Origin of the sequence: Streptomyces sp. NPDC053076 (genome assembly GCF_044546845.1) — a bacterium.
Taxonomy (GTDB): Bacteria; Actinomycetota; Actinomycetes; order Streptomycetales; family Streptomycetaceae; genus Streptomyces.
In genome coordinates, this window is record NZ_JBITZL010000004.1 from 542,388 (window position 1) to 568,681 (window position 26,294).

Here is a 26,294-nt window from a genome sequence, read left to right on the forward strand (position 1 = left end):
CGCGCCGACAGATATGAACCGCCCCCAGAACCTGCTCGACCCCGGCTTCGAGTTGACTCTCCGCCCGATGCGCTACCCCGACTTCTACGAGCGCTACCGGGACGCCATCAAGAACACCTGGACCGTCGAGGAGGTCGATCTCCACTCCGACGTCACCGACCTCGCCAAGCTCTCCCCGGAGGAGCAGCACCTCATCGGCCGCCTGGTCGCCTTCTTCGCCACCGGCGACTCGATCGTGGCCAACAACCTGGTGCTGACCCTCTACAAGCACATCAACTCCCCCGAAGCGCGCCTGTACCTGTCGCGCCAGCTGTTCGAGGAGGCCGTGCACGTCCAGTTCTATCTGACCCTGCTGGACACCTACCTGCCCGACCCCGAGGACCGCGCCGCCGCCTTCGCCGCCGTGGACAACATCCCCTCCATCCGGGAGAAGGCCGGGTTCTGCTTCAAGTGGATGGACTCGGTGGAGTCGATCGACCGGCTGGAGAGCAAGGCCGACCGCCGGCGCTTCCTGCTCAACCTCATCTGCTTCGCCGCCTGCATCGAGGGCCTGTTCTTCTACGGCGCCTTCGCCTACGTCTACTGGTTCCGCAGCCGCGGCCTGCTGCACGGTCTGGCCACCGGCACCAACTGGGTCTTCCGTGACGAGACCATGCACATGTCCTTCGCCTTCGACGTCGTCGACACCGTGCGCAAGGAGGAGCCGGAGCTCTTCGACGGCGAACTCCAGCGGGAGGTCACCGACATGCTCGCGGAGGCCGTCGAGGCGGAGTTGCAGTTCGCGCGCGACCTGTGCGGTGACGGACTGCCCGGCATGAACACCGAGTCGATGCGCCAGTACCTGGAATGCGTCGCCGACCAGCGTCTGACGCGTCTCGGCTTCGCCCCGGTGTACGGCTCCGAGAACCCCTTCTCCTTCATGGAGCTCCAGGGCGTCCAGGAGCTGACGAATTTCTTCGAGCGCCGCCCGTCGGCCTACCAGGTCGCGGTGGAGGGCACCGTCGACCTGGACGAGGACTTCTAGGCGGCCCTCACTTCAGCTTCACCGCGTCCCCGGCCGACACGACCTGCGCGGTCGCCGTCGTGCCGGGGACGTACCCGCGCCGGCTGCCCGCGCGGTACACAGAGGGTGGACAGTGCTCGCGCAGCGGTTCGCTCAGATGGGGCGGGCCGCTCCGTGGCGTCGGCGGGCGTCGCTGGTCCGCGGTGCAGTCGGCCGCGCGGCCGCCGGTGCCGCGGGCTTCACGCCCCGCTCCGCGTCCCTGAGCTGGCGGTCGACGCGCCGGTCGCGCACGGCGCCGAGCACGGACGGCAGGATCAGGAGGACCAGGATCCCGAGGGTGGCGAGCATTCCGATGAGTCCTTCGATCTGGTTTCCGTTCATGGACACCACTGTCGCGCCGGATACTCCTTACCGTGAGCGGCAGGACTGCCGTAGACCCTCGAATTACTGCCACTGTCGAGGCACACTGGCAGCATGCTGAAGAACGTGGCCGTGGTTCTGCTGGACGGGGTGCATCCCTTCGAGCTGGGTGTCGTGTGCGAGGTGTTCGGCATCGACCGCAGCGACGACGGGTTGCCGGTGTACGACTTCGCCGTGGCGTCGGCGGAGGGTCCCGAGCTGGGCACGCACTGCGGTTTCACCGTGTCCGCGCCGTACGGCCTGGAGCGGCTGGAGGAGGCCGATCTGATCGCCGTACCGGCCGGTGAGACCTACGCGGAGCGCGAGTATCCGCAGGAGCTGCTGGCAGCGCTGCGGCGGGCCGTCGACCGGGGCACGCGGGTGCTCAGCGTCTGCTCCGGCGTGTTCGTGCTGGCCGCGGCGGGCCTGCTGGACGGCCGGCGATGCGCGGTGCACTGGCACCACGCCGAGCAGCTGGCCCGGCGCTACCCCCGGCTGACGGTCGAGCAGGACGTGCTGTACGTGGACGAGGATCCCGTGATCACCTCCGCCGGCACCGCCGCCGGGATCGACGCATGTCTGCACCTGGTGCGCAAGGAGCAGGGCCCGGAGGTGGCCAACAAGATCGCCCGCCGGATGGTGGTGCCGCCGCACCGGGACGGCGGGCAGGCGCAGTTCATCGAGCGGCCCCTGCCGAAGGCGCCCTGCGACACGGTCGGTGAGGTGCTGGCCTGGATGGAGGCCCACCTCGACCAGGAAGTCACCGTCGAGCAGCTCGCCGCCCGCGCCCATATGGCGCCGCGCACCTTCGCCCGGCGCTTCCAGCAGGAGACGGGGACCACTCCCTATCGGTGGATCCTCCGCCAACGGGTGCTGCTGGCCCAGGAATTGCTGGAGGGCACGGCCGAGACCATGGACGCCATCGCCTGGCGCACCGGCTTCGGTACGGCCGCCGCGCTGCGCCATCACTTCGTCCGGTCACTGGGGACGACCCCGAACGCCTACCGGCGCGCGTTCCGGGGCCCGCAGGCCGCCTGAGCGCGCGCCGGTACCAGGTGACCTACCAGGGCATCGCCCGCAGCAGGAGGTCGTGCGGGCGCAGGGTGATGCCCACGCGGGTGGCGTCGTTCGAGCCGCTGACCTGCTCGAAGCGGTACTTCGCCGAGATCGCCGCGGTGATCAGGCTCAGCTGGGTCATGGAGAAGTGGTCGCTGGGGCACTTGCGGTTGCCCACGCTGAAGGGGCTCATAGCGTGTTTCGGCACCTCCTTGGACCGCTCGGGCAGCCAGCGGTCGGGGTCGAAGGTGAGGTGGCGGGCGTAGGAGCGGCTGTCGCGCTGGATCGCGTACGGGCTGTAGACGATGTCCGCCCCGGCCGGAATGCGATAGCCGCCGAGTACGGTGTCGGTCACCGCGCGCCGCGTCAGAATCCATACGGCGGGCCGGAGCCGCATGGCCTCGACGACGACATTGTTGGTGTGCGTGAGTGCGCGAACGTGCTCGAATCCGACCGGCCGGCCACCGGTCACGGATTCGACCTCGGTCCGTACCTTCTCGGCGTGTTCCGGGTGTTCGGCGAGGACCTGGAGCAGCCACATGATCGTGGACGCGACTGTTTCGCTGCCGGGGGTGAGTATCGCGACGACCTGATCGTGGATCTCCTGTTCCCCGATGGGGTCCCCATTGTCGTCCTTCGCCTCCAGCAATGCCGTCAGCAAATCGTCCGGCTTTTGACCAGATGCCCTCCGCTCGGCGACGATCTCGTCCACCAGCAGATGCAAATCGGCCAAGGCCCGGTTGAATTCGCGGTTGGCCGGAAACGGAAGCCGGTAGAGCGGCCCGAGCGGGATCACCATCCGGCGGTACATACCACGGAAGACGGTGGCGAGATCGACGCTGAGCCGTTCCGCGCGCTCGTCCATGTAGTCACCGCGCAGCAGGCAGCGGGCGGCGATGCGGACGGCGACCCGGAAGGACTCGGAGGTGCAGTCGATGGTCTCGCCGGGCTTCCAGCGATCGGTCAGCGCGTGCGCCTCCTCCTCCATCACCGGGCCGTAGGCGGGTATCGCGTCGAGCCGGAACGCGGGCTGTATGGTGCGCCGCTGCCGGCGGTGCCGGGGGCCGTTCGCGGTGGCCACGCCCTCCTTGCCGAGGAGCCCTTCGAGGGACTCCCACAGCGGGCCGTCGATCTTGAAGTCGGGGCTCAGGGCCAGGGCTCCGGTGAGCGCGGGCGTGGTGACGGCGTACACCGTCTTGGGGCCGAGCTTCAGACGCACGATCTCGCCGTGCTCGCGCAGCCCGGACATGAAGGCGAGCGGGTCGCGGACCAGTTTCAGTCCGTGCCCGAGGACCGGTAGGGCACCACCGGCCAGGGGCGGTTCGCGCAGTTCGAGCGTCTCGGGGGTCTTGGGCTTCACCGACTCGACGGTCATTTCTCACCTGCCGCTTCGTTCGTGACGTACGGGGGCGTGGACCGGTCGTCCCACTTGTCGACCATGTACCGGCCGGACTCGTGGTGGAACCAGTAGACGGAGCTGAACCAGTTGCGCATATTGCCGACGCAGGACCGGACGGCGGCGCTCAGTTCCTTGCCGCGGACCGTTTCGTCGTCGATTTCATCGGCGAATTCCAGGGCTTTCTGTTCGGCCACGAGGAATTCCGTGACGCACTCCTCGACGCGCCGCTTGACTTCGTCCACCGCTTCTTCCAGGGTCAGCCTCTCATGGGTGATGAGACTGATTCCCAGATTGTGTACCTCGTCGCCGGCTATTTCTTTCGGCAGGGAGCAGAGGTCGTTGTACCAGGCGGCGAATTCCTGACTGAGGAGTGCCGCCCGGCGGTACGCCGGATTCTTCCTCACGGACTCCGGGAGTTCACATCCGGCGCTGGGTTCCAGCAAGTCCGTCCATATCCAGTGCGCGAAGGTGTGGCGACGCAGGGCGAGATACTCCTCGACGCCGGGCACATATCCCTCGGTGCGGTTGCGGAATTCCCGGTCGTATGCCTCGATCACCGCGTGGAAGTGCCGGGCGAACCGCTGGTTCCAGGTGCGCGGCAGGAAGCCGTACAGCCGGAGCACGCTGTCCGCGAAGCCCGCCACCAACGGGTCGGGGTGGTGCAGATGGTGCCTGGGTGCGTCGAGAGCCGCGTGCAGCCGGTACCGCAGCCGCCGCCAGTCGCCCACCCGGCCGTGCACGATGTCCCGGTCGTGGCGGTCGTCCCAGACGAAGAACCAGGCGCTGTAGTCGGCTATGGCCTGCAGGACCTCGTCCGTGGCCCCGGTGTAGAAGCCCGCCATGAGGTCGGTGTAGCACAGTCCGTCGGCATATTCCGCCACCTTGGCCGCCGGCATGAGCCGTTTTTCCAGGAGCCAGAGCCGTGTCTTCTCCTGGAGTCGTGGCCAATACGGATGCAGTTGCCGTGGAAAGGCGGATTCGATCACCGGGAGTGCCAGTGAGGGTGGTACTACGGCCGCCGTCGGCGTCGCTGTGGTGCTGTGTGGGAAAGCTTGCACGAACAAACCCCTCTCCGCCGCCAGGAGCGCACGCCCCTCCCCCTGTGCCGGGCGTGCGCCGTTGCGTATCCCCGCACTTACATTCAGCACCACAACTGACCGCCGTGGGAACGGATTTGCTTCACTCACTACCCCAAGGTGCTGAGATCCCCCCCTTGTGTGACTGATTAAGGATCATTAGGGGCACAGAAGGGATCGGTTGTACGACGCACGCGCGAGCGAAGAGCGACAACACGAAGGCGCCCGGCCTGGAAGGATCCGGCCGGGCGCCTCAAGTGGTCCGCGCGGGTCAGTCGTTGGCGACCACGGGGTAGCGCGGCTCGTTCTCGGCCATCTGCCGCAGCGCGTCCTTGCGGTCCCGCTTCGACAGCCGGTCGATGTAGAGGTAGCCGTAGAGGTGGTCGGTCTCGTGCTGCAAACAGCGCGCGAAGTAGCCGGTGCCCCGGACCTTGACCGGATTGCCCTTCTCGTCCTGACCGGTCACCTCGGCGTAGTCGGGGCGGGCGAGCGACGCGTACGCCGTGGGCACGGAGAGGCAGCCCTCGTTGCTGTCGTCGAGCCGGCGCTTCTCGGCGGGCAGGTCGACCAGCTTCGGGTTGCACACCACGCCGACGTGCCGGACGCCCTCGTCGTCCTGGCAGTCGTAGACGAAGACCTTCAGGTCGACACCGATCTGGTTGGCGGCCAGGCCCACGCCCTCGGCGGTGCGCTGGCTGGCGAACATGTCGGCGACCAGCTGGTGCAGCTCGTCGCCGAACTCGGTGACGTCCCTGCACTCCTTGTGCAGCACCGGATTGCCGACGACCGTGATCGGCCGCGAGGTGCCGCGCTCACGCCAGGCCCTCTCGCGCTCCTCGCAGTCCTCCGTGTCGACGACATAGCCCTCGCCGTCGACGGGGAGCACGCCCGCGTGCTGCTGATCGGTGTCCTGCTGCGCCATGACCGACGTACGCCTTCCTCAAGAACAGGGGGAGATGTTGCTCATACAGGGTACGTGGGGCGCGGCCCGAAGAGGGGCGGGGAACTGCGCGACCGGCCTTGACGGGCCCACGGCCGGACGAACTCCTCAGCAGACCTCTTCGAGATCCCGCCAGTCCCGGGAATCGGGACTGTCGGCCACCCACCCGTCCAGCAACCCCCGCACCAGCGAGGCCGGTGCGGCCAGCCCGCACTCCCGCTCCGGGACCCAGAGCTGTCCGTCGGTCCGGTGCCCCAGCGGCCCGGGGTGACCCGGCTCACTGTGGTCGTGCGGGTCGAGAGTCACCCCGTCGCCCTCGTCCGACGGCATCCGCGACTCCGAGCACATACGGCACAGCAACCGCACCGACGACGACCAGTCCTCGGCGGCGAACCCGGCGTCGGCCGCCAGCTGCTCCAACGCGTCCCGGTCGGCCTCGGTGGCCGCCTCCAGCAGGACCACCCAGGTGGGGACGGGGGACGGCGCCCACAGCTCGATCTCGTCGAAGACCGGGTAGGAGTGCCCGGTGGACGTGGTGCGCTCGCCGTGCGGGACGCCGTCGTGCAGCACGACCTCGCCCCAGCGACGCCCGGACGAGGGAAGCGGGATGGAGAGGACCTCCAGCCGGGCCGGGTCCAGCCGGCGGCCCCACACGACCTCGGCCTCGCCCTCCGGGGAGAGCCGTACGGCCGCGCTGCCCAGCTCCATGCCGAGGGGCTCGGCGGTGGCCGCGGCATCCCCGGGCACCTTCAGCCCGTACGCCTGCCAGGCGCGGCGGGCCAGCGGCCAGTCCTGCAGGGCGGTCGCGGCGATGCCCACGTTCCACCAGTCGGGCGCCCCGGTCTCCCGGTCGAGCAGGGCGACCGCACGCAGTCCGGCCGCGCGGGCCTGCTCCCAGTCGTGCCGGAACTTGTGCAGCAGGGCGAGGTTGAACCAGGACTCCGAGAGCCACGGCTCCAGATCGGCAGCGCGTGTCAGCAGCTCCCCCGCGTCCTCGTACCGGCCGTCGCCGATGAGCGTGAACGCACGGTCGGTGGCCTGCCGCCAGGAGGCGGAGGGCCGGTGCCGTCCCTTGCCGAAGATCCTCACGATTCCCGCCTGCCAGTTCCATTTCCGCACCGTGGGCTGGCTTGTGCCCCCGAACACCCTCTCCCTCGCATCCAACCACGTACGACGGGAAAGGCGCTCATTACCCATGGGTTACCCAGCCGGGCGCGGGGTCAGACAGTCCCGTTCGCCTCACGGGCGCCCGCTCCCGCGCTCCCTGGGGCTGGGCCAGCACCCGGGCGAGCGACTCCACGACTTCGGGAGCGTAGTCCCCGGCGGTGCCCAGTCGCAGCTCCTCCAGCGCACGGAGGGGGCCCTCGGGGCCGGCGTCCCGGGTTTTCTCCTCGTAGGCGTTCACGGCCCGGACGATCCGGGCGGCGACCGGCTGCTCCGGGTAGGGGTCGGCCTGCCGCTCCACGACGACGGCGACGGCCGCGTCCACGCCGGTCTGCCGGACGACGGCCCCGCCGAGCAACGCGATGCGCCGCTGCTCCGCGGCGGGCAGGGCGGCGGTGGCGCCGGCCGGGACCGGGTCCACCAGGCTGAGCTGCCCGATGTCGTGCATCAGGGCCGCGTACTCCAGGACGGTCAGTTCGGGGCCGGTCAGGCCGAGGTCCCGGCCCACGGCGAGACTGAGCGCGGCGACCCGACGGGCGTGCCCGGTGGGGGTGCAGCCGGCGATCTCGGTGGCCCGGGCGAGGGAGGCGATGGTCTGCCGGTAGGTGGCCCGGACGGCGGCGTACCGGCGCACGGACAGCTGGACGAGCAGCATGGGCAGGCAGAAGACGGGTAGCGCCCACAGGCCGACGACGGCGACCGCGAGCGCTATCACCGCGCCGGTCGCGACGACGGCGGAGCCGATGCCGAGCAGTCCGCGCAACTCCTCGCGCAGCAGTGGGCCGAACGGCCAGCCGGTGCGGCAGTGGGCCTTCGCGGCGGCCAGCACGGCACCGCACAAGGAGGTGAGGGCGAGCAGGGTGAGCAGCAGCAGGGCGTAGGCGGGGCCGTCCCAGGAGCTGAAGACGCCCTCGTTGTACAGGGGTTGGAAACAGACGGCGGCGAAGCCGACGGTCAGGAGGCGGCGGGCCAGGTGGTCGACGGTGCCGCCGCGGCCGGACCAGATGTGCGGGACCGCGCCGAGCAGGGCGGCGGCGAGGACGACGGTGACGACCTGGGCGGCGCCGTGCTGGGTGGGCCGCCCGGCGTCGGCACCCAGCAGGGCGTACGACAGGGAGCCGGCGGCGCCCAGGGGCGCGGCCTGGCGTGTCTGGGCGTCGCCCCACCGGGTCAGCTCGCCGACGGCTATGAGCACTCCGAAGGCGAGCGCGTCGCCCCGGTCGGCCAGGCCGGTCCACAGGGTGACGGCGAGGGAGCCGGCCGCGACGAGCGCGGCGGTGCCGTGGATGAGCCTCAGGACGGTCATCGGGGCGCCCCGGTGCGGGAGGCACGCTCCGCGGACGGGGTGTCGTACGCCGGTTCGTCGGCGGTGACCGCCGGATGCCAGCCGGAGCGGTGCAGGGCGTGGACGAGCGCGGTGACCATGCGGGGGTCGAAGTGCGCCCCGGCGCAGCGCTCCAGTTCGGCGAGGGCCGCCTCGACCGGGCGGGCCCTGCTGTAGGAGCGGGTGGAGGTCATGGCGTCGAAGGCGTCCGCGACGGCGACGATCCGGGCGCACTCGGGGATCTGGGCACCGGCCAGGCCGTACGGATAGCCGCTGCCGTCCAGCCGCTCGTGGTGGTGGAGGATGGCCGCGCGGGCTTCGCCGAGGAAGGAGATCCCGCGGACCATCTCGTGGCCGTACTCGGGGTGCAGCTCGATGATCCGCCGCTCCTGCGGGGTGAGCGGCCCGTCCTTGCGCAGCAGCCGGGTGGGCACGCCCAGTTTGCCGACGTCGTGCAGGATCCCGGCGAAGCGCAGCACCTCGACGCGGTCGTCGTCCATGCCGAGTTCGCGGGCGATCAGCACGGATGCCTGTCCGACACGTTCGCTGTGGCCGCGGGTGTAGCCGTCCTTGATGTCGACGGCCTGGACGAGGGCGCGGATGGTGGCCTGGTGGGCCGCGCGTTCGCGGTGGTACTGGGCGAACACCCACCAGGAGACGCACATCGGCAGCAGTACGAGCAGCGCGGACACGGGCCCGTACGGGCTGCGCCAGAGCACCGCCATCATCAGCCCGGCGAGTCCGTGCACCGCGACGGCGGCGAGGGAGCGGGCGAGCAGCCCGCGCCAGGCCCGCCGCAGCGGCACCGGACCGGCCGCCGCGCGCAGGCCGCCGTCGAGCGTGGTGAGCACCAGGCAGAAGGCGAGGACGGCCGCGCCGGCGGGCAGCAGGGCGTACGGGAAATCGGAGTCGACGACGGCGTCCCGGCCGTCGAGTGCCCCGTGCACCCGGGCGGCGCCCCACACGGCGAGCGCGGGCTGCGCGGCCCGCCACACGCGCCGCGGCAGGGCGGGCCGGTGCTCGACCGGGGAGAGCAGGGCGGCGGGCACCGGGACGAGCGCGGCGGCCGACGGGGGGAGCAGGAACGCGCCGGCGAGCAGGACGGGGTAGAAGGGGCCGCCGAAGCGGCGGTGCACCACGTGCTCGCAGGCCGCGTAGAGCGCGGCGAGCAGGGCCGTCGCCGCCCAGGGGGTGGGGGTCGCCGGGAGACGCAGCAGGCAGAGTGTGGCCAGCAGGGCGACGCCGGCCACATAGCCGCGTGCCCTGACCGGTACCGCGTCCATCGAGCCCCTTCCCGACCTCCCCGACCGTGTCTCTCCAGGCTCGGAGCCTAGGGCGGTTATCGGGGGGTGCGGGGCTTATGACCTGAGGATTAGCACGTTCGGGTGATATACCCCCGGCGTGTCAGGACTCCTGCGGCGCGATGGGGGCCTTCGTCACATCGTGCTCGGGCACGGTCTGGCCGGAGCGGATCAGCTCGATCCGCCCCATGACCTTGGCCCGCAGGTCGGCGGGTACGTCGTCATGCCCGCAGCACCGCTTCACCAGCTTCTTCACGGCCTGCTCCAGGCCGTACTTCTCCAGGCACGGCGAGCATTCCTCGAAGTGGTGCTGGAACTTGTCGCGGTCCATGTCCGGCATCTCGCTGTCGAGGAACTCGTACAGGTGGTCGAGGACCTCACTGCAGTCCGTCTCGTGCGACTCTCCGCAGCTCATGAGCCCGAGCCTTTCACTTCGTCCGACTCTCCGGCGCCCGCCGGGACCAGCCCCCGATCCCGGGCGTAGTCCTCCAGCATGCCGCGCAGCTGACGGCGGCCGCGGTGCAGCCGGGACATCACCGTACCGATGGGTGTCCCCATGATGTCCGCGATCTCCTTGTACGCAAAGCCCTCGACGTCCGCGAGATATACGGCGATGCGGAACTCCTCGGGGATCGCCTGCAGCGCTGCCTTGACGTCCGAGTCGGGCAGGTGGTCGAGCGCCTGCGACTCGGCGGAACGCAGACCCGTCGACATGTGCGACTCGGCGCGCGCGAGCTGCCAGTCCTCGATCTCCTCGGCCGCGCTGCGCTGGGGTTCGCGCTGCTTCTTGCGGTACGAGTTGATGAACGTGTTGGTGAGGATCCGGTACAGCCACGCCTTGAGGTTCGTGCCCTCGCGGAACTGGTGGAAGGACGCGTACGCCTTCGCGTACGTCTCCTGCACCAGGTCCTCGGCGTCGGCCGGGTTGCGCGTCATGCGCAGTGCGGCCGAGTACATCTGGTCGAGGAATTCGAGCGCGTCCCGTTCGAAGCGCGCACTGCGCTCCGCGGTCGTCTCACCGGACGTTTCCGCTCTGACGCCCTGGCCCTCGGGCAGCTCCGCCTGGCCGTTGTCGGTCCCTGCGTCGGTCCCAGTGACCGGACCCACCTCCTCAAGATCCTGGGCGGGACCGAAACCGATCCCACTCGTTTCGGAGGATAGAACACGACCCGTACCCGCCGCCGCTCGAATAGGCGCGGTCCTGGCCGCGTGCAGCACCGACCAGTCCAGGTCAAGGCGGCTGCTACGGCTCGAATCGAACTCTGCCGGGCGCAGCCCGTCCACGGGGTGGTGGGAGGCGGGAGGGCAGATGGTCGAACCCATGCGGCGGACTTCCTCTCCTACGACGTCGGTGCCGAGGTCCTCAGCACTTCTGTACGTGACAACAGAGCCCCGCCGCCGGACATTCCCGTGGTCACGCGAGTGACGCGATCCACTCCCGCACCCCGCCGGTGATGATTTCCAGCGCCCGCTCCTGGGTGAGCTCCGCACGCTTGGGCACGGCGAAGCCGTGATCGCCGTACGGCACCTCGAGCAGGTCGTAGCCGCCCCCGGGAAACTCCCGGGGCCGCCCGAAGGGGTCGTTGCCGCCCTGCACGACCAGCGTGGGCACGCCGGCGCCCAGCAGTTCCTCCGCCCGGGACTTCTCCGGCTTGCCCGGCGGGTGCAGCGGGAAGCTCAGGGCGAGCACGGCGTGGGCGCCCAGCTCGGCCGCCGTACGGCAGGCGACCCGGGCGCCCGCGCTGCGGCCCGCGGAGATCACCGGCAGGCCGGCTTTCGTGAGCGCGGGCCACACCCCGCGCCATCCGGTGTCCAGGGTCTTCGGCGCGGGCGCGATCTTCTTGCCGGCGACGCGCCAGGGCTGCTCGACGAGGGCGACGGTGACGCCCTGCCCCGGGAGCGTCCCGGCCAGTGCCTGGAGGTCGCGCGCCTCGATGCCGCCGCCCGCCCCGTGGCCGACGGCCAGCACCAGCCGTGCCCGCCGCGCCTTGTGCCAGGTGATCCTGGCGTCCCCCGCATCCGTACCAACGGTCTCGGTAGTCACGTCAGAAGAGTGTGCTCTCTTCCGGTGCCGCCAGCTCCGTCAGCAGCTCCGGGCCGTTGTTGCGGACGTTGCTGACGGCGGTGGGGACCGGGTAGGCGCGCATCAGGCCGGCCGGGGGCGGGGCGAGCAGGTCGCGCAGCTCGTCGGGATCGGTGCGGGAGGGGTCGAGCCAGGCGTCCCAGCGGTCGGGGGTGAGCATCAGCGGCATCCGGGGGTGGATGTCGGCGAGGGAGTGCGGGCCCTCGGCGGGGGCGACCGCCAGCGGGGTCCGCTCCGCCTCGGTGGTGATCACCGAGCAGGTGACCCACCAGGCTCCCGGGTGGTCGTCGGGCAGGGTGCGGTCGCGCCAGAACTCGTACAGGCCGGCCATCGCGAACACCGAGCCGTCGGCGGGCAGCACGAAGTAGGGCTGCTTGCGCGGCCGCTTCTTCTTGCCCTCGACCTCCAGCTCGCGTTCCTGCTCGCCGGTGACCCACTCGTAGTAGCCGTCGGCCGGCAGGACACAGCGACGGGCGGCGAAGGCGCGGCGGTAGGCCGGCTTCTCGTGCACGGTCTCGGCGCGCGCGTTGATCATGCGCGCGCCGCCCTCGGGCGTCTTGGCCCAGGACGGCACCAGGCCCCACTTCAGCTTCCGCAGCTGACGAACCGGACGCGGCGAGTCCGCGTCTTTCAGGGGGCGGTCCAGGACGGCGTAGACCTCCTTGGTCGGAGCCACGTTGTAGTCCGGCTCCAAGGTCTCCTCCGGCTCCCACTTCTCGACCTCAAAGATTCCTGCGAGATCCTCGGGCCTACGACTCGATGCATACCGTCCGCACATACGTGCCACACTGCCAGGCCCACCCGTCACCCGACCACCACCCCTCGGCGGCGGCGCCCGGCGCCGACCCCATTCGACTCCAGGACAGGGAGCCACCCGGACACATGGACAGCTTCGCCGCCACCGCGCTGCCCGACCTCTGGGACCGGCTCACCGGCACCCAGTCCGACCCGGACCTGTGGGTGGTGCTGGCCACTGCGGCCGCGGCGCTCGCCGTGGTCGTCCCGCACCCGCTGTGGCGGATAGCCCGCAACGCCGTCACCATCGCGCACGAGGGCGGCCACGGCCTCATCGCCCTGCTCACGGGGCGGCAGCTCACCGGCATCCGGCTGCACTCCGACACCAGCGGGCTCACGGTCAGCCGGGGCAAGCCGTACGGCCTGGGGATGATCCTCACGGCCGCCGCGGGGTACACGGCGCCCTCGCTGCTGGGCCTCGGCGGGGCCGCGCTGCTGGCCGCCGGCCGCATCACGCTCCTGCTGTGGGCGGCCACCGCCCTGCTGGTGGTGATGCTGGTGATGATCCGCAACGCCTACGGCGTCCTGACCGTGGTCCTCGCGGGCGGGGCGTTCCTGCTGGTGTCCTGGCTGGCGGGGCCGCAGGTGCAGGCGGCGTTCGCTTACGCGGTGGTGTGGTTCCTGCTGTTCGGCGGGGTCCGGCCGCCGTTCGAACTCCAGCTGAAGCGGTCGCGGGGCGGGGCCGGGGACTCGGACGCGGACCAGCTGTCGCGGCTGACGCACGTACCGGCGGGCCTGTGGCTGTTCCTGTTCCACGCGGTGTCCCTGTGCTCGCTGATCGGCGGGGGCCGCTGGCTGCTGGAAGGTTGACCCCGGGCCCTCCTTATAAAGTGGCCCCATGGCCCCGAACAGCTCCTCCACCGCCCTCTGGCCCGCCCCGCACGCGAGCGGGGCCGTCGACGCCACGGTCCACGTGCCGGGGTCCAAGTCGGTCACCAACCGTGCCCTGGTCCTCGCCGCCCTGGCCTCCGAGCCGGGCTGGCTGCGCCGCCCGCTGCGGTCCCGGGACACCCTGCTGATGGCCGGCGCCCTCCGGGCCATGGGCGTGCAGATCGAGGAAGGTGTCGGCCCCGACGGCACCGGCGAGGCGTGGCGGGTGCTGCCCACGGGCCTGCACGGCCCGGCCACGGTCGATGTCGGCAACGCGGGCACCGTGATGCGGTTCCTGCCGCCGGTGGCCGCGCTGGCCGACGGTCCGATCCGGTTCGACGGGGACCCGCGGTCCTACGAGCGTCCGCTCCACGGCGTGATCGACGCGCTGCGTGTACTCGGCACCCGGATCGACGACGACGGCCGCGGCGCGCTGCCGCTGACCGTGCACGGCGGCGGGGCGCTGGACGGCGGTCCGGTCTCGGTCGACGCCTCCTCGTCCTCCCAGTTCGTCTCGGCGCTGCTGCTGTCCGGACCCCGCTTCAACCAGGGCGTCGAGGTCCGGCACACCGGCACGACACTGCCCTCCCTGCCGCACATCCGGATGACGGTGGACATGCTGCGGGCGGTCGGCGCCCAGGTGGACACCCCGGAGTCGGGCGGTGAGCCGAATGTGTGGCGGGTGACGCCGGGCGCGCTGCTCGGCCGGGACCTGACGATCGAGCCGGATCTGTCCAACGCGCAGCCGTTCCTGGCGGCGGCTCTGGTCACCGGCGGCAAGGTGCTGATCCCGGACTGGCCGGCCCGCACCACCCAGCCGGGTGACCGGCTGCGGGAGATCTTCACCGAGATGGGCGGCTCCTGCGAACTCACCGATCGCGGACTGGAGTTCACCGGTTCGGGTGCGGTCCACGGCATCGATGTGGACCTGGGCGACGTGGGCGAGCTGACCCCGGGCGTCGCGGCGGTGGCCGCACTCGCCGACTCGCCGTCCACTCTGCGGGGCGTGGCCCATCTGCGGCTGCACGAGACGGACCGGCTGGCCGCGCTCACCAAGGAGATCAACGAGCTGGGCGGTGACGTCACGGAGACGGCCGACGGCCTGCACATCCGCCCGCGCCCGCTGCACGGCGGGACCTTCCACACCTATGAGGACCACCGCATGGCGACCGCCGGTGCGATCATCGGCCTGGCGGTCGAGGGCGTGCGCATCGAGAACGTGGCGACGACGGCGAAGACCCTGCCGGACTTCCCCGAGCTGTGGACCGGGATGCTCGGGCAGTAGGGACTACGTCATGCGCCGCTACGGCAAGCACACCGACGAGGACGACATCCGCAGCCGTCCCAACCGCAAGGGCAACCGGCCGCGGACGAACATCCGGCCCAAGCACGAGGACGCCGCCGAGGGCATGGTCCTCACGGTCGACCGGGGGCGGCTGACCTGCCTGGTCGACGACCGGATCGTCATGGCGATGAAGGCACGCGAGCTGGGCCGCAAGGCGGCCGTCGTCGGCGACCGGGTGGCCCTGGTCGGGGACCTGTCCGGCAAGAAGGACAGCCTCGCGCGGATCGTGCGCATCGCGGAGCGGACGTCGCTGCTGCGGCGTACGGCCGACGACGACGATCCCTACGAGCGCGTGGTCGTCGCCAACGCCGACCAGCTGGCGATCGTCACCGCGCTCGCGGACCCCGAGCCCCGCCCTCGGCTCATCGACCGCTGCCTGGTCGCGGCCTTCGACGGCGGCCTGGAGCCGCTGCTGGTGATGACCAAGTCGGACCTGGCCCCGCCGGACAAGCTGCTGGAGCTGTACGGCGCCCTCGACATCCCGTACGTCGTCACCAGCCGCGAGGAGCTGGAGACCGGCGGTGCGGCGGCCCGGGTGCGCGCACAACTCGACGGCAGGGTCACGGCGTTCGTGGGGCACTCGGGCGTCGGCAAGACGACCCTGGTCAACGCGCTCGTACCGGAGGAGCTCCGGCGTACGACGGGACGCGTCAACGCGGTGACCGGCCGGGGCCGGCACACCACGACGTCCGCGCTGGCGCTGCCGTTGAGCGGGGACGGCGGCTGGGTCGTCGACACCCCGGGCGTCCGTTCCTTCGGGCTCGCGCACATCGACCCGTCCCGGGTGATCCACGCCTTCCCGGACCTGGCACCCGGCACGGAGGGCTGCCCGCGTGCGTGCAGCCACGACGAGCCGGACTGCGCGCTGGACGCGTGGGTGGAGGAGGGGCATGCCGACCCGGCACGGCTGTATTCCCTGCGCCGGCTGCTGGCCACCCGGGAGCGCACGGAAGGCGACTGAGGCCCGCGTTGTTTGCCCGGGCGTGAGTGCGGCAAGTGCATAATCGCACCGAGCCGGAGATCCGGGACCAACGGGAGGACCGCACATGGCGTGGCTGCTGGTCATAGTGGCCGGGATTCTGGAGACCGGTTTCGCCGTGTGCCTGAAACTCTCGCACGGGTTCACGCGCTTGTGGCCGACGATCGCCTTCGCGTCGTTCGCCCTGGGCAGCTTCGGTCTGCTGACCCTCTCCCTGAAGAAGCTGGACGTCGGACCCGCCTACGCGGTGTGGACCGGGATCGGTGCGGCGGGCACCGCGATCTACGGCATGATCTTCCTCGGCGACCTCGTGTCCACCCTGAAGATCGTCTCCATCAGCCTGGTCATCGTCGGGGTGATCGGTCTTCAGCTGTCGGGCTCGACACACTAGGCAGGCGGGGTACGGTCCGGCGCCCTGTCCGCTCCGGCAGCGGCCGTCACCAGGTGCCGCGGGAGCACCGCCCGCACCAGTTCCGCCGTCCCGCCCTCCGCCGGCGGGGCCGCCACACAGGACAGGGCGAGGCGTACGACCAGTTCGCAGGAGCGCAGCAGCTCGGTGGTGTCGGCCGGGGCGGCGCCGGGACCGGCCAGCGCCGTCACCGCGCGGTCCCGGACCATCCGTACGAAGTCGCGGGGCGCCGGCAGCGGCCCGTCCGCCCGGCGCTGCGCCGGCACCGTGGTGGTGGAGGGTACGGCGGCGAGCGGCGGAGCCGGCAGCCGCTCGGTCCAGCAGCCGGTGAGCATGGCCCGGACCAACGCGTTCTCCCGGGCCGCTGCGGCGGTCCACTCGACGGTGGCGGTGAGCCGGTCGCCCGCCTCTCCGGAGCCCGTCAGGGCCCGTTCGACACCGGCGAGGTATCCGTCGGCCTCCCTGCGCACCAGCGCCCGGCCCAGCCCGTCCTTGCTGCCGAACTCGTTGTACAGGGTCTGCCGGGACACCCCGGCCGACGCGGCCACGTCGACCATCCGCACGGCGGACCACGGCCGGCGCGCGAGCGCGGTGCAGGCGGCGTCCAACAATGATTCCCGGGCAGCAGGCATCCTCGCCTCCCTGGGCCACAGCGACACTGCGCCCAGGTTTGACGCGCTCGTATGCACTGTCAAGGGTGCGCGGCAGTCGTTCCTGCCCGGCCCCTGGTGGCCCCCGCCTCCGCCCGCCCGATACCGTTCCTCACATGCCGGACTACCTCGACGACCTCCGTCTCGCCCACGTTCTCGCGGACGCGGCCGACGCCACGACCATGGCCCGCTTCAAGGCGCTCGACCTGAAGGTGGAGACGAAGCCGGACATGACTCCGGTGAGCGAGGCGGACAAGGCGGCGGAAGACCTCATCCGCGGCCAGCTCCAGCGCGCCCGCCCGCGGGACGCGATCCTCGGCGAGGAGTACGGCGTCGAGGGCACCGGCCCCCGCCGCTGGGTGATCGATCCCATCGACGGCACCAAGAACTACGTACGCGGTGTCCCCGTCTGGGCCACCCTCATCTCGCTGATGGAGCAGACGGAGGAGGGCGCCTCCCGCTCCGGCGACGGCGAGAGCGGGGGCGGCTACCGGCCCGTCGTCGGCGTCGTCTCCGCCCCCGCCCTGGGCCGCCGCTGGTGGGCCGCGGAGGGCCACGGCGCCTTCACCGGCCGCAACCTCACCTCCGCCACCCGGATGCACGTCTCCCGGGTCGGCACGCTCGCGGACGCCTCCTTCGCGTACTCCTCGCTCTCCGGCTGGGAGGAGCAGGGTCGCCTCGACGGTTTCCTGAACCTGGGCCGCCAGGTGTGGCGCACGCGCGCGTACGGCGACTTCTGGCCGTACATGATGGTCGCGGAGGGCTCCGTGGACATCTGCGCCGAGCCGGAGCTGTCCCTGTGGGACATGGCCGCCACCGCGATCGTCGTCACCGAGGCGGGCGGCACCTTCACCGGCCTCGACGGCCGCCCGGGCCCACACAGCGGCAACGCGGCGGCGTCGAATGGTCTGCTGCACGACGAGTTGCTGGGGTATCTCAACCAGCGCGGCTGAGGAACGGGAGTACTCCCGGTACGCCCTCAACTGGCGTCGCGCGCCCCCTTGTTGACCCGCCCTTTACCTGGCACTCTGAGCCCACCCCCCTTGTGAACTTGTGCGGTGCCGAACAGGCGCCTCCGGCGCCGGGCCCGCACAACGGCAGGGACTCTCAGGAGGTGGCCCATCCATGCTCGTCCGAGATGCCATGAGCACGGTGATCCTCACCCTCGGCCCCACCCACACCCTCCGCCAGTCAGCCGCCCTGATGTCCGCCCGCCGCGTCGGCGCCGCCGTGGTCTTCGACCCGGACGCCGGCGGCATCGGCATCCTCACCGAACGCGACATCCTCAACTCCGTCGGCCTGGGCCAGAACCCGGACACGGAACGCACCCACGCCCACACCACCACCGACGTCGTCTTCGCCGCCCCGACCTGGACCCTGGAGGAGGCGGCGCGCGCCATGGCGCACGGCGGCTTCCGGCACCTGATCGTGCTCGACCGGGGCGAGGTGGCCGGGATCGTCTCGGTCCGCGACATCATCCGCCACTGGGCCCCGGCCCGCGAGCCCGTCCCCGTACTCTGACCACCGAGGCGGGCCCGGCCCAGATCATGGTGGGCCCGTACCCGACACACGCGAAGCGGGCCCGACCCGGAGCACCGTGGGCCCGTACCCGACACACGCGAAGCGGGCCGGACCCGGAGCGTGGTGGGTCCGTACCCCGGCACACACGAACGGGCCGGACCCAGAGCACCGTGGGTCCGGCCCGCCCAGCCGCGGAGGCGGCCGGCTCAGCCGCGCAGCGCCTGCACCGCCGCCTCCAGCCGCTTGCCGAAGTCGGCGTCGGCGTTGCGGAAGTTGCCGATCGCGCGCTCGGCGATGTCCTCGCGAGAGACCTGCGAGATGGCACCGGCCAGGTTGCCGACCAGCCGCTCCTTCTCGTCCTCCGACATCAGCCGGTACAGGTTGCCCGCCTGCACGAAGTCGTCGTCCTCGGCGTGCACCGGCGTCGGATGGCTGCCGGTGCCGCCCGTGAAGCCGTCGAACGGCTGCCACAGCGGACGGCCGGTCTGCTGGGGCCCGCCGAAGCTGTTGGGCTCGTAGTTCCTCGCACCGCCGTGCCGGCCGTCGTAGAGGAGGCCGTCCCGGGAGTTGGTGCGCGCCTCGGTGGCGTGCGGGCGGTTCACCGGCAGGTGGTCGGCGTTGATGCCGACGCGGTAGCGGTGCGCGTCGCCGTAGGCGAAGAGCCGGCCCTGGAGCATCTTGTCGGGCGAGGGGCCGATGCCGGGCACGAAGTGCGCCGGGGAGAAGATCGACTGCTCGACCTCGGCGAAGACGTTCCGCGGGTTGCGGTTCAGCTCCAGCTTGCCGATCTCGACGACCGGGTAGTCCGCGTGCGGCCACACCTTGGTCAGGTCGAACGGGTTGAAGCGGTACGTCGCCGCGTCCGCCGCCGGCATGATCTGCACACCCACGGTCCAGCTCGGGAACTCGCCACGCTCGATCGCCTCGCGCAGGTCACGCTGGTGCGAGTCGGGGTCCTTGCCCGCGAGGGCCTCGGCCTCCCCGGCGGTGAGGGTCTTGATCCCCTGGTCGGTCTTGAAGTGGTACTTGACCCAGAAGACCTCGCCGGCCGCGTTGTTCCACTGGTAGGTGTGCGAGCCGAAGCCGTCCATGTGACGGTACGACGCCGGGATGCCACGGTCGCCGAAGAGCCAGGTCACCTGGTGGGTCGACTCCGGTGACAGCGACCAGAAGTCCCACACGTTGTCGGCTTCCTGGCTGCCGGTGTACGGGTCGCGCTTCTGGGTGTGGATGAAGTCCGGGAACTTGATCGCGTCCCGGATGAAGAAGACCGGGGTGTTGTTGCCGACGAGGTCGTAGTTGCCCTCCTCGGTGTAGAACTTCAGCGCGAAACCGCGCGGGTCCCGGACGGCGTCCGCCGCACCGAGGTTGCCGGCCACCGTCGAGAAGCGCAGGAAGACCTCCGTCTGCTTGCCGATCTCGGAGAGGAACGCGGCACGCGTGTACGGCGTGACGTCCGCGGTCACCGTGAAGGTGCCGTACGCGCCGGCGCCACGGGCGTGCACCACCCGCTCCGGGATGCGCTCCCGGTTGAAGTGGGCCAGCTTCTCCAGCAGGAGCTGGTCCTGGACGAGGACCGGCCCGCCGACGCCCGCCGTCTCGCTGTTCTGGTTGTCGGCGACCGGAGCACCGGCCTCCGTGGTGAGCGGTCCCTGCGTCACGCGCGCCTCCTGCGTCATCACTGACTAGTCCTGTCCTGTGGCCAAAGTCAGTCTCGATCCTACAATGGACATTGTCTAAGTCAAACAGCGATCCAAAGTCACACCTATTCCCGACCTGGTCCCTCTTCCTGTTAGGCTGGTGGCCATGAGCGACCTTCTGGAACGGCTGCGTGGACGCGGATGGCGGATGACCGCGCAGCGGCGCGTGGTGGCCGAGGTCCTGAACGGCGAGCACGTCCATCTGACGGCCGACGAGGTGCACTCACGGGCCGTCGCGAAGCTTCCCGAGATCTCCCGGGCGACCGTCTACAACACGCTGGGCGAGCTGGTCTCCCTCGGCGAGGTGCTGGAAGTCACGACGGACAAGCGCGCCAAGCGGTACGACCCGAACGCGCACCGGCCACACCATCACCTGGTCTGCGCCCGCTGCGGCGCGATCCGTGACGTCCACCCGATGGGCAACCCCCTCGCCGACCTCCCCGACTCCGAGCGCTTCGGCTTCACGGTGTCGGACGTCGAGATGACGTACCGGGGGCTGTGCCCGGACTGCGCGAGCGCGTAGGACATCCGCGCCCCCTGAGCCCCGGCGCCCGCCGGGGCTCTTCGCGTATGCGTGCGAGAACTTCGCGCCTGTGCAGGCGAAAACACCGAGGGCCGGAATCCATTTCTGGATTCCGGCCCTCGGCCTTCAGTAGCGGGGACAGGATTTGAACCTGCGACCTCTGGGTTATGAGCCCAGCGAGCTACCGAGCTGCTCCACCCCGCGTCGGTGAACACGACATTACGCGAGCCCGGTGCCCGGATGCAAATCAGTTGGCGGCGAGGTGGCGGGCGTCACTCCACAGCCGACCGAAGAGGACGGGCAAGTCAGACTGTTCGCCCGAGCCAGGACCTGTCGTCGACGCCAGACGACCCGACACCACCCCCCGGCCGCACCCGACAGGACAGTTCGCCGGCGCCACCATCGGTCGCGAGACACGGCAGACCGCACAGAGCCCTGTCCGTCACACAAGACACGGCAGCCGCCTCACGCCAGCACCGTCACACCCCACACGACAGCCGCACCACACCCGCACCGTCACACCCCCACACGGCAGCCGCACCACACCGCTCCGTCACACCCCACACGGCAGCCGCACCACACGCGCACCGTCACACCTCACACGGCAGCCGCGTAACGCCACCACCAGTCACAGCGAATGCCGCAGCCCCGATGCCACCAGGGCACGCCGAAAGGACAGCTCGCGCAGCGGCGGCAGCGGTCACGCCGACAGCTCCTCCCGGAGGGCGTCACGCAGGCGTCCCGCCCGCTCGGAGACCTCCGCCGGCCCCAGTGCCACGGCCCGGTCGGCCCACTTCTGCCCTTCCGCCAGCTCACCGCGACGCGCGTAGACAAGGGCCAGCCGAAGCGCCGCCCGGCCGTGGCCGGCATCGGCGGCCCGGGTCCACCACACCGCCGCCTCCGGCTCGCTGCCCTCACGGGCGAGCAGCAGCCCCAGGTTGAAGGCGCCGTTGCGCGACCCGGCCTCGGCCGCCGTCCGGTACCACCGCGCCGCCTCCACCACGTCACCCCGGGCCGCCGCGAGCATGCCGACCCGCACCTGCGCCCGCCGGTGGCCCTGCGAGGCGGCCCGCTCGTACCACTCCTCGCACTCGGTCTTCTCCTGGACGATCTCCCCCAGCTCGTGCGCGGGCTCCGGCGGCCGGCGCGCGTCGAGCAGGGCGGCCAGCCGGTATGCGCCCTCCGCGCTGCCGCCGCCCGCGGCGCAGCGCAGATGCCGTTCGGCCTCCGGCTCATCGCCCTCGCGCAGCCGGGCGATCCCGACCTGTAGCGCGGCCTCGGCGTGCCCGGCGGCGGCGGCCCGCTCGTACCAGCGCAGCGCCATCTCGTCCGCGCCGCGGCCGGCATAGAGGATGCCGAGGTTGAACGCGGCGTCCACGCTGCCGGCCTCGGCGGCCTTGGAGAACCACGGCTCGGCGCCGGTCGTGTCGCCGCCCTGGAGCAACAGGATGGCCAGCGCGTTCGCGGCCTCCCGGTGCCCGGCGTAGGCGGCTCGCCGATACCACTGCTCGGCCTGCGCGGTCCGGCCCTGCTCGGCGCAGAGCAGCCCGAGGTTGTAGGCGCCGTTGTCGTCTCCGGCGTCCAGCGCGGCCCGGTACCAGCGTTCGGCGGTCTGGGTCTCGCCACGCTCGGCATGCAGCGCGCCCAGCGCGTTGGCCGCGTTGCCGTCGCCCTCCTGGGCGGCCCGCAGCCACCACACGGCCGCGCTCTCGGTGTCGCCGGCGTCGCGCAGCAGGAAGCCGAGCGCACAGGCGGCCCGCGGCTCGCCGTCCTTGGCGGAGGTCAGGTACCAGCGCCCGGCCTCCTTCAGCTCACCGCGCTTCTCCAGGATCGCCCCCAGGTGCAGCGCGGCTCGCTGGTGACCGCGCGCGGCGGCCTGCCGGTACCACTGCTCGGCCTCGGTGACAGCGTTGTCAGGGGCGGTCTCGTCCTCGTGTCCGGTCGTGCGGTCGAGCGCGCGCGCCAGCCGGTAGGCGGCCTCGCGGTGCCCGCGTTCGGCCGCGGCCCGCATCCAGTGCTCGGCAGCGACGTCCCCGCGGTGCTCCAGCAGGTCGGCGAGCGCGTAGGCGCCGAGGACATGGCCCTGCTCGGCGGACTGGCGCAGCCAGTACTCGGCGGCCGGTTCGTCGCCGCGTTCGCGGTGGTAGCGGCCGAGCGCGTGCGCGGCGGCGGCGGAACCGGCCACGGCGGCGATCCGCCACCAGCCGGCCGCCTCCTCGGCGTAACCGCGCTGGTGCAGCAGGACACCCAGATTGTTGGCGGCGGCCCGGTCACCGGCCGCGGTGGCGGCCCGCAGCTGGGGTTCGGCTCCGTCGAGGTCGCCACGGCGCAGCAGGATGGCTCCGAGGACACTGGCCGCCTCCACGTCGCCGCTCTGCGCGGCGAACGCGAGACGCGTCTCCTCGGCGGCTTCCCCCATGTCCACCATTTCGTCGCGGGTCGGCTCCGTGCCGGAAGGCTGCACAAATCGCCCTGTCTCGAACAGAGTTGCCTTGTCCCCCATAACGTCCATCGTCGCACCACCTGCAACCTGGGTACACCCGGTATACCGCAGCCCGTGAGGTCACTTCAGCGTTTTGTCGACATGCCCACAGGGAGACAAGTCAAACACAAAGTGCCCAACTCCCCACGGCGGCGCGGCCGTCCCTCCCCTCAGCACATGAGTTCGCACACCACGAAGGCCCGGATCCTGTCGGATCCGGGCCTTCGACTGCAGTAGCGGGGACAGGATTTGAACCTGCGACCTCTGGGTTATGAGCCCAGCGAGCTACCGAGCTGCTCCACCCCGCGCCGTTGCAGGTCAACCGTACCACGGCGCGGAGGGCGCTTGATCAACGCCTTGATCAACTCTCGTTCTCGTCGATCACGTCTTGTTCTTGTCGTTGCTCCTGTCAGCCGTGGACTGCGCCTCCTCGGCCCGCTTCAGTGCGTCCTTGAGGTCCTTCTGCGCCTTGGCGTACGCGTCCCAGTCCGGTCCGTCCTGCAGTGCCCGCTGCCCGGCGTCGAAAGCCTTCTGGGCGTCCTGGAGTGCCTGGTCGACCGTGGGGTTGCCGGAGGCGGGCGGCTTGGTGGTGCCGGTGTCCGGTGGCCTGGTGGTCGGACCCTTCGTGCCGAAGACCTTGTCGAGCGCTTCGTCCAGGGTGTCCTCGAAGGCGGTCTTGCCGCCGTAGGTGACCAGCACCTTGCGCAGCAACGGGTACTTGAGTTCACCACCGCGTACGTAGACGGGCTCCGCATAGAGCAGGCCGTCGTCCAGCGGGACGGTCAGCAGATTGCCGTACTCGACCTTTGAATGGCCTCTGCTCAGCAGGCTGATCGTCTCGGCGATGTCCTGCTCGGAGTTGAACTGACTCTGGACCTGCTTGGGGCCGTCGACGGTCGTACTCGTCGGCAGTTTCAGGACTCTGATCTTGCCGTAGCCGCTCGCGCGCGGATCGGAGTCGACGGCCATGAAGGCGCTGAGGTTGTCCCGCCCGTTCGGTGTGAACGTCGTCGTCAGCGAGAACGCCTGAGCGCTCTGGTCGGGCATCTTCATGCTCAGGTAGTACGGCGGTACCGCGCTGCCGGATTCGTTCGTCGGGTCGTCGGGCACCTCCCACACCTCGCTGCCGCTGAGGAACGTCTGCGCGTCCGTCACGTGGTAGCGGGTGAGCAGCTCGCGCTGCACCTTGAACAGGTCCTGCGGGTACCGCAGATGGGCCATCAGGTCCGCGGAGATGTCCGAGCGGGGCTGCACCGTGTCGGGGAACGCCTTCATCCAGGTCTTCAGGACCGGGTCCTTGGTGTCCCACTGGTAGAGCTTGACGTCGCCGGTGTACGCGTCGACGGTCGCCTTCACCGAGTTGCGGATGTAGTTGACCTGGTTCTGCTGGGCCACCACCGCGCGCGAGGTGTTGGTGGCGGTCAGCGAGTCGGCCGTCGTGTCGCCGAGGGTCGTACGGGAGGCGTAGGGGTAGCCGTTCGTCGTGGTGTACGCGTCGACGATCCACTGGATGCGGTGGTTGACGACCGCCGGGTAGGCGTCGCCGTCGATGGTCAGCCAGGGCGCGACCGCCTCCACGCGCTCCTTGGGCGTCCGGTTGTACAGGATCCGTGAGCCCTTGCCGATCGCGCCGGAGTACAGGATCTGCGGCTCGTTGAACGCCACCGCGTACGCGGCCCGGTTGACCGGGTTGTCGAGGTTGACCCCGCTCTCGCCGGTGTAGCTGGTGGTCTTCTCGCCCTCGTTGTCGGAGTAGTCGACCTCCTTCTGGGGGCCGCCGACGATGGAGTACGTGGAGGTCTTCTCGCCGTAGTAGATCTGCTGCTGGTACGAGCCCAGGTCGCCCCGGGACGGCAGGTTCTTCTCGGTGAAGACCGGGCGGCCCTCGCTGTCGGCCTCGGTGCCCTTGGCCGCGACCACGCCGTAGCCGTGCGTGTAACGGAAGTGGTCGTTGATCCAGTTGTTCTTCGGGGTGCCGGCGAGGTTCAGCTCGCGCAGACCGATGACGGTGTCCTGTTCCTCGCCGTCCTTGGTGTACCGGTCGACGTCGAGGTTGGTCGGGAACCCGTAGTAGTTCCGGATCTGCTGACGCTGCTGGAAGGTCGGGGAGACGATGTTGGGGTCCATGATGCGGATGCTGGCCGTCTCGTCGACCTGGTCGCGCAGCTTGGTCTTGTCCGAGGTGCTGGACGTACCCGGGTACTCCGTGACCTTGGTGTCGTCGATGCCGTACGCCTCGCGGGTCGCCTTCAGGTTCTTCTGGACGTACGGCGCCTCCTTGGCCTGCTCGTTCGGCTGGACCTGGAACTTCTGCACGATGGCCGGGTACAGGCCGCCGATCAGGATCGCCGACAGGACCATCAGACCGAAGCCGATGACGGGCAGCTGCCAGGTGCGCCGCCACAGGGTGGCGAAGAACAGCAGCGCGCAGATGACGGCGATGCAGAACAGGATCGTCTTGGCCGGCAGATAGGCGTTGGCGTCGACGTAGCGCAGGCCGGTCCAGTTGTCGGTCGCCTTGAAGTCGCTGGACTTGACCGCGAGGCCGTACCGGTCCAGCCAGTAGGCGACCGCCTTGAGGGCGACGAAGATGCCGAGCAGTACCGACAGATGCCCGGTCGCGGCGGCGGTGGCCCGCGCGCCGGGACTGGTGACCCGCAGCCCGCCGTACAGATAGTGCGTGAGCGCCGCGGCGATCAGGCAGAGGATGGCGGCGGCGAAGCCGAAGCCCAGCAGGAAGCGGTACCAGGGCAGGTCGAAGGCGTAGAAGGAGACGTCGAGGTGGAACTGGGGGTCCTTCTGGTGGAAGGGCACGCCGTTCACCCACATCAGCCAGGTCCGCCACTGGCTCGACGCCGAGGCGCCCGCGATCAGTCCGACCAGCGAGGTGACGGCGAGCAGCAGCCACTTCTTGTACGGCGCGATGCCCATGCGGTAGCGGTCCAGGCTCTGCTGCTCCATGGACATGGCGCTGAGCGGGGGCCGCAGCCGGTGCGCGAGCCAGATGTTGAGGCCGACCGCGAGGGCCATCAGCAGGCCGAAGACGAAGAACAACCCGATCTTGGTCGACAGGGTGGTGGTGAACACGGACGAGTAGTGCACCGACCGGTACCAGAGCCAGTCCGTCCAGAAGCCCGCGAACATGGTGAACGCCATGCCGAGGACGGCAAGGACGCCCAGGGTCACGAGCAGGGCCCGGATCCTCCGGGACGGGCGGCCCGCTCTGATCCGTGGCCCCGTCGGGCCTCCGCCGCGGTCCGGCATCTGGAAAGCCA

The 26,294-nt window shown here is 70.7% G+C and carries 24 protein-coding genes and 2 tRNA genes; 9 read left to right on the forward strand and 17 right to left on the reverse strand.

What is annotated here, in order from left to right; genetic code table 11:
* Nucleotides 1-13 precede the first annotated feature (13 nt).
* Nucleotides 14-1,024, forward strand: coding sequence for a ribonucleotide-diphosphate reductase subunit beta (locus ACIGYR_RS19835; RefSeq protein ID WP_391840629.1), 1,011 nt, complete (start codon nucleotides 14-16; stop codon nucleotides 1,022-1,024).
* Between the two features lie 132 nt (nucleotides 1,025-1,156).
* Here ACIGYR_RS19835 and ACIGYR_RS19840 read toward each other — a convergent pair whose 3' ends face one another.
* Nucleotides 1,157-1,384 (reverse strand): hypothetical protein, encoded by a 228-nt coding sequence (locus ACIGYR_RS19840; RefSeq protein WP_399597780.1) that lies wholly within the window; start codon nucleotides 1,382-1,384, stop codon nucleotides 1,157-1,159.
* 93 nt (nucleotides 1,385-1,477) lie between these two features.
* On the opposite strand from ACIGYR_RS19840, the gene ACIGYR_RS19845 reads away from it, so the two are divergent.
* On the forward strand, nucleotides 1,478-2,440 hold the full coding sequence (locus ACIGYR_RS19845) for a GlxA family transcriptional regulator (RefSeq protein ID WP_399597778.1): 963 nt from the start codon (nucleotides 1,478-1,480) through the stop codon (nucleotides 2,438-2,440).
* Nucleotides 2,441-2,462: 22 nt separating this feature from the next.
* On the opposite strand, the gene ACIGYR_RS19850 is transcribed toward ACIGYR_RS19845, so the two are convergent.
* The 10 genes from ACIGYR_RS19850 to ACIGYR_RS19895 all read right to left on the reverse strand — a co-directional run bounded on the left by ACIGYR_RS19850 (nucleotide 2,463) and on the right by ACIGYR_RS19895 (nucleotide 12,523).
* Nucleotides 2,463-3,833, reverse strand: coding sequence for a cytochrome P450 (locus ACIGYR_RS19850; RefSeq protein WP_399597776.1), 1,371 nt, complete (start codon nucleotides 3,831-3,833; stop codon nucleotides 2,463-2,465).
* A complete protein-coding gene (gene cyc1, locus ACIGYR_RS19855) occupies nucleotides 3,830-4,915 on the reverse strand; it encodes an epi-isozizaene synthase (protein ID WP_399597773.1) in 1,086 nt (361 codons plus the stop codon). The genes ACIGYR_RS19850 and cyc1 overlap by 4 nt, the downstream gene beginning before the upstream one ends.
* A 289-nt stretch (nucleotides 4,916-5,204) precedes the next feature.
* Nucleotides 5,205-5,855, reverse strand: a complete 651-nt coding sequence (gene def / locus ACIGYR_RS19860; protein ID WP_399597771.1) for a peptide deformylase — start codon at nucleotides 5,853-5,855, stop codon at nucleotides 5,205-5,207.
* A gap of 126 nt (nucleotides 5,856-5,981) precedes the next feature.
* On the reverse strand, nucleotides 5,982-6,962 hold the full coding sequence (locus ACIGYR_RS19865) for a tetratricopeptide repeat protein (RefSeq protein ID WP_391840619.1): 981 nt from the start codon (nucleotides 6,960-6,962) through the stop codon (nucleotides 5,982-5,984).
* 100 nt (nucleotides 6,963-7,062) lie between these two features.
* Entirely contained in the window at nucleotides 7,063-8,343 is a 1,281-nt protein-coding gene (locus ACIGYR_RS19870) for an HD-GYP domain-containing protein (protein WP_399597768.1), read from the reverse strand.
* A complete protein-coding gene (locus ACIGYR_RS19875) occupies nucleotides 8,340-9,644 on the reverse strand; it encodes an HD-GYP domain-containing protein (protein ID WP_399597767.1) in 1,305 nt (434 codons plus the stop codon). The genes ACIGYR_RS19870 and ACIGYR_RS19875 overlap by 4 nt, the downstream gene beginning before the upstream one ends.
* A gap of 121 nt (nucleotides 9,645-9,765) precedes the next feature.
* Nucleotides 9,766-10,077 (reverse strand): mycothiol system anti-sigma-R factor, encoded by a 312-nt coding sequence (gene rsrA, locus ACIGYR_RS19880; protein WP_391840613.1) that lies wholly within the window; start codon nucleotides 10,075-10,077, stop codon nucleotides 9,766-9,768.
* Entirely contained in the window at nucleotides 10,074-10,769 is a 696-nt protein-coding gene (locus ACIGYR_RS19885; RefSeq protein ID WP_391840611.1) for a sigma-70 family RNA polymerase sigma factor, read from the reverse strand. The genes rsrA and ACIGYR_RS19885 overlap by 4 nt, the downstream gene beginning before the upstream one ends.
* Nucleotides 10,770-11,076: 307 nt before the next feature.
* Nucleotides 11,077-11,706 carry an alpha/beta family hydrolase gene (locus ACIGYR_RS19890; protein ID WP_391840609.1) on the reverse strand — a complete coding sequence of 210 codons (630 nt, stop codon included), beginning with the start codon at nucleotides 11,704-11,706 and terminating at the stop codon, nucleotides 11,077-11,079.
* A gap of 1 nt (nucleotide 11,707) precedes the next feature.
* Nucleotides 11,708-12,523, reverse strand: coding sequence for an SOS response-associated peptidase (locus ACIGYR_RS19895; protein WP_391840607.1), 816 nt, complete (start codon nucleotides 12,521-12,523; stop codon nucleotides 11,708-11,710).
* A 104-nt stretch (nucleotides 12,524-12,627) separates the two neighbouring features.
* Between ACIGYR_RS19895 and ACIGYR_RS19900 the strand changes: the two genes are divergently transcribed.
* The 4 genes from ACIGYR_RS19900 (at nucleotide 12,628) to ACIGYR_RS19915 (ending at nucleotide 16,125) form a co-directional block, all read left to right on the forward strand.
* Nucleotides 12,628-13,350, forward strand: coding sequence for a M50 family metallopeptidase (locus tag ACIGYR_RS19900; RefSeq protein WP_399597762.1), 723 nt, complete (start codon nucleotides 12,628-12,630; stop codon nucleotides 13,348-13,350).
* Nucleotides 13,351-13,378: 28 nt separating this feature from the next.
* Complete coding sequence (gene aroA, locus ACIGYR_RS19905) at nucleotides 13,379-14,695, forward strand: 3-phosphoshikimate 1-carboxyvinyltransferase (protein ID WP_399597760.1); 1,317 nt, start codon at nucleotides 13,379-13,381, stop codon at nucleotides 14,693-14,695.
* Between the two features lie 10 nt (nucleotides 14,696-14,705).
* The gene (gene rsgA, locus ACIGYR_RS19910) at nucleotides 14,706-15,716 is read left to right on the forward strand and encodes a ribosome small subunit-dependent GTPase A (RefSeq protein ID WP_391840601.1); all 1,011 of its coding nucleotides are present in this window, start codon (nucleotides 14,706-14,708) and stop codon (nucleotides 15,714-15,716) included.
* Nucleotides 15,717-15,801: 85 nt separating this feature from the next.
* A complete protein-coding gene (locus ACIGYR_RS19915) occupies nucleotides 15,802-16,125 on the forward strand; it encodes a multidrug efflux SMR transporter (RefSeq protein WP_161298578.1) in 324 nt (107 codons plus the stop codon).
* On the opposite strand, the gene ACIGYR_RS19920 is transcribed toward ACIGYR_RS19915, so the two are convergent.
* Nucleotides 16,122-16,775, reverse strand: coding sequence for a TetR/AcrR family transcriptional regulator (locus tag ACIGYR_RS19920; protein ID WP_399597756.1), 654 nt, complete (start codon nucleotides 16,773-16,775; stop codon nucleotides 16,122-16,124). The two genes, ACIGYR_RS19915 and ACIGYR_RS19920, sit on opposite strands and share 4 nt — an antisense overlap.
* A gap of 134 nt (nucleotides 16,776-16,909) precedes the next feature.
* Here ACIGYR_RS19920 and hisN point away from each other — a divergent pair, with 134 nt between their 5' ends.
* Complete coding sequence (hisN, locus tag ACIGYR_RS19925; protein ID WP_399597754.1) at nucleotides 16,910-17,746, forward strand: histidinol-phosphatase; 837 nt, start codon at nucleotides 16,910-16,912, stop codon at nucleotides 17,744-17,746.
* A 172-nt stretch (nucleotides 17,747-17,918) separates the two neighbouring features.
* Nucleotides 17,919-18,314 (forward strand): cyclic nucleotide-binding/CBS domain-containing protein, encoded by a 396-nt coding sequence (locus ACIGYR_RS19930; RefSeq protein WP_391840595.1) that lies wholly within the window; start codon nucleotides 17,919-17,921, stop codon nucleotides 18,312-18,314.
* 206 nt (nucleotides 18,315-18,520) lie between these two features.
* On the opposite strand, the gene ACIGYR_RS19935 is transcribed toward ACIGYR_RS19930, so the two are convergent.
* Nucleotides 18,521-19,975, reverse strand: a complete 1,455-nt coding sequence (locus ACIGYR_RS19935) for a catalase (protein WP_399597750.1) — start codon at nucleotides 19,973-19,975, stop codon at nucleotides 18,521-18,523.
* Between the two features lie 145 nt (nucleotides 19,976-20,120).
* Here ACIGYR_RS19935 and ACIGYR_RS19940 point away from each other — a divergent pair, with 145 nt between their 5' ends.
* A complete protein-coding gene (locus tag ACIGYR_RS19940) occupies nucleotides 20,121-20,537 on the forward strand; it encodes a Fur family transcriptional regulator (RefSeq protein ID WP_399597747.1) in 417 nt (138 codons plus the stop codon).
* Nucleotides 20,538-20,667: 130 nt separating this feature from the next.
* Here the strand turns inward: ACIGYR_RS19940 and ACIGYR_RS19945 are convergent.
* From ACIGYR_RS19945 to ACIGYR_RS19960, 4 genes are all read right to left on the reverse strand, one after another.
* Nucleotides 20,668-20,741: transfer RNA gene (locus tag ACIGYR_RS19945), tRNA-Met, on the reverse strand.
* 496 nt (nucleotides 20,742-21,237) lie between these two features.
* Nucleotides 21,238-23,049: a tetratricopeptide repeat protein gene (locus tag ACIGYR_RS19950; RefSeq protein ID WP_399597745.1), complete on the reverse strand. Its 1,812-nt coding sequence runs from the start codon at nucleotides 23,047-23,049 to the stop codon at nucleotides 21,238-21,240.
* 204 nt (nucleotides 23,050-23,253) lie between these two features.
* A tRNA-Met gene (locus ACIGYR_RS19955) sits at nucleotides 23,254-23,327 on the reverse strand.
* A gap of 73 nt (nucleotides 23,328-23,400) precedes the next feature.
* Nucleotides 23,401-26,283 carry a UPF0182 family protein gene (locus ACIGYR_RS19960; RefSeq protein ID WP_399598637.1) on the reverse strand — a complete coding sequence of 961 codons (2,883 nt, stop codon included), beginning with the start codon at nucleotides 26,281-26,283 and terminating at the stop codon, nucleotides 23,401-23,403.
* Nucleotides 26,284-26,294 lie beyond the last annotated feature (11 nt).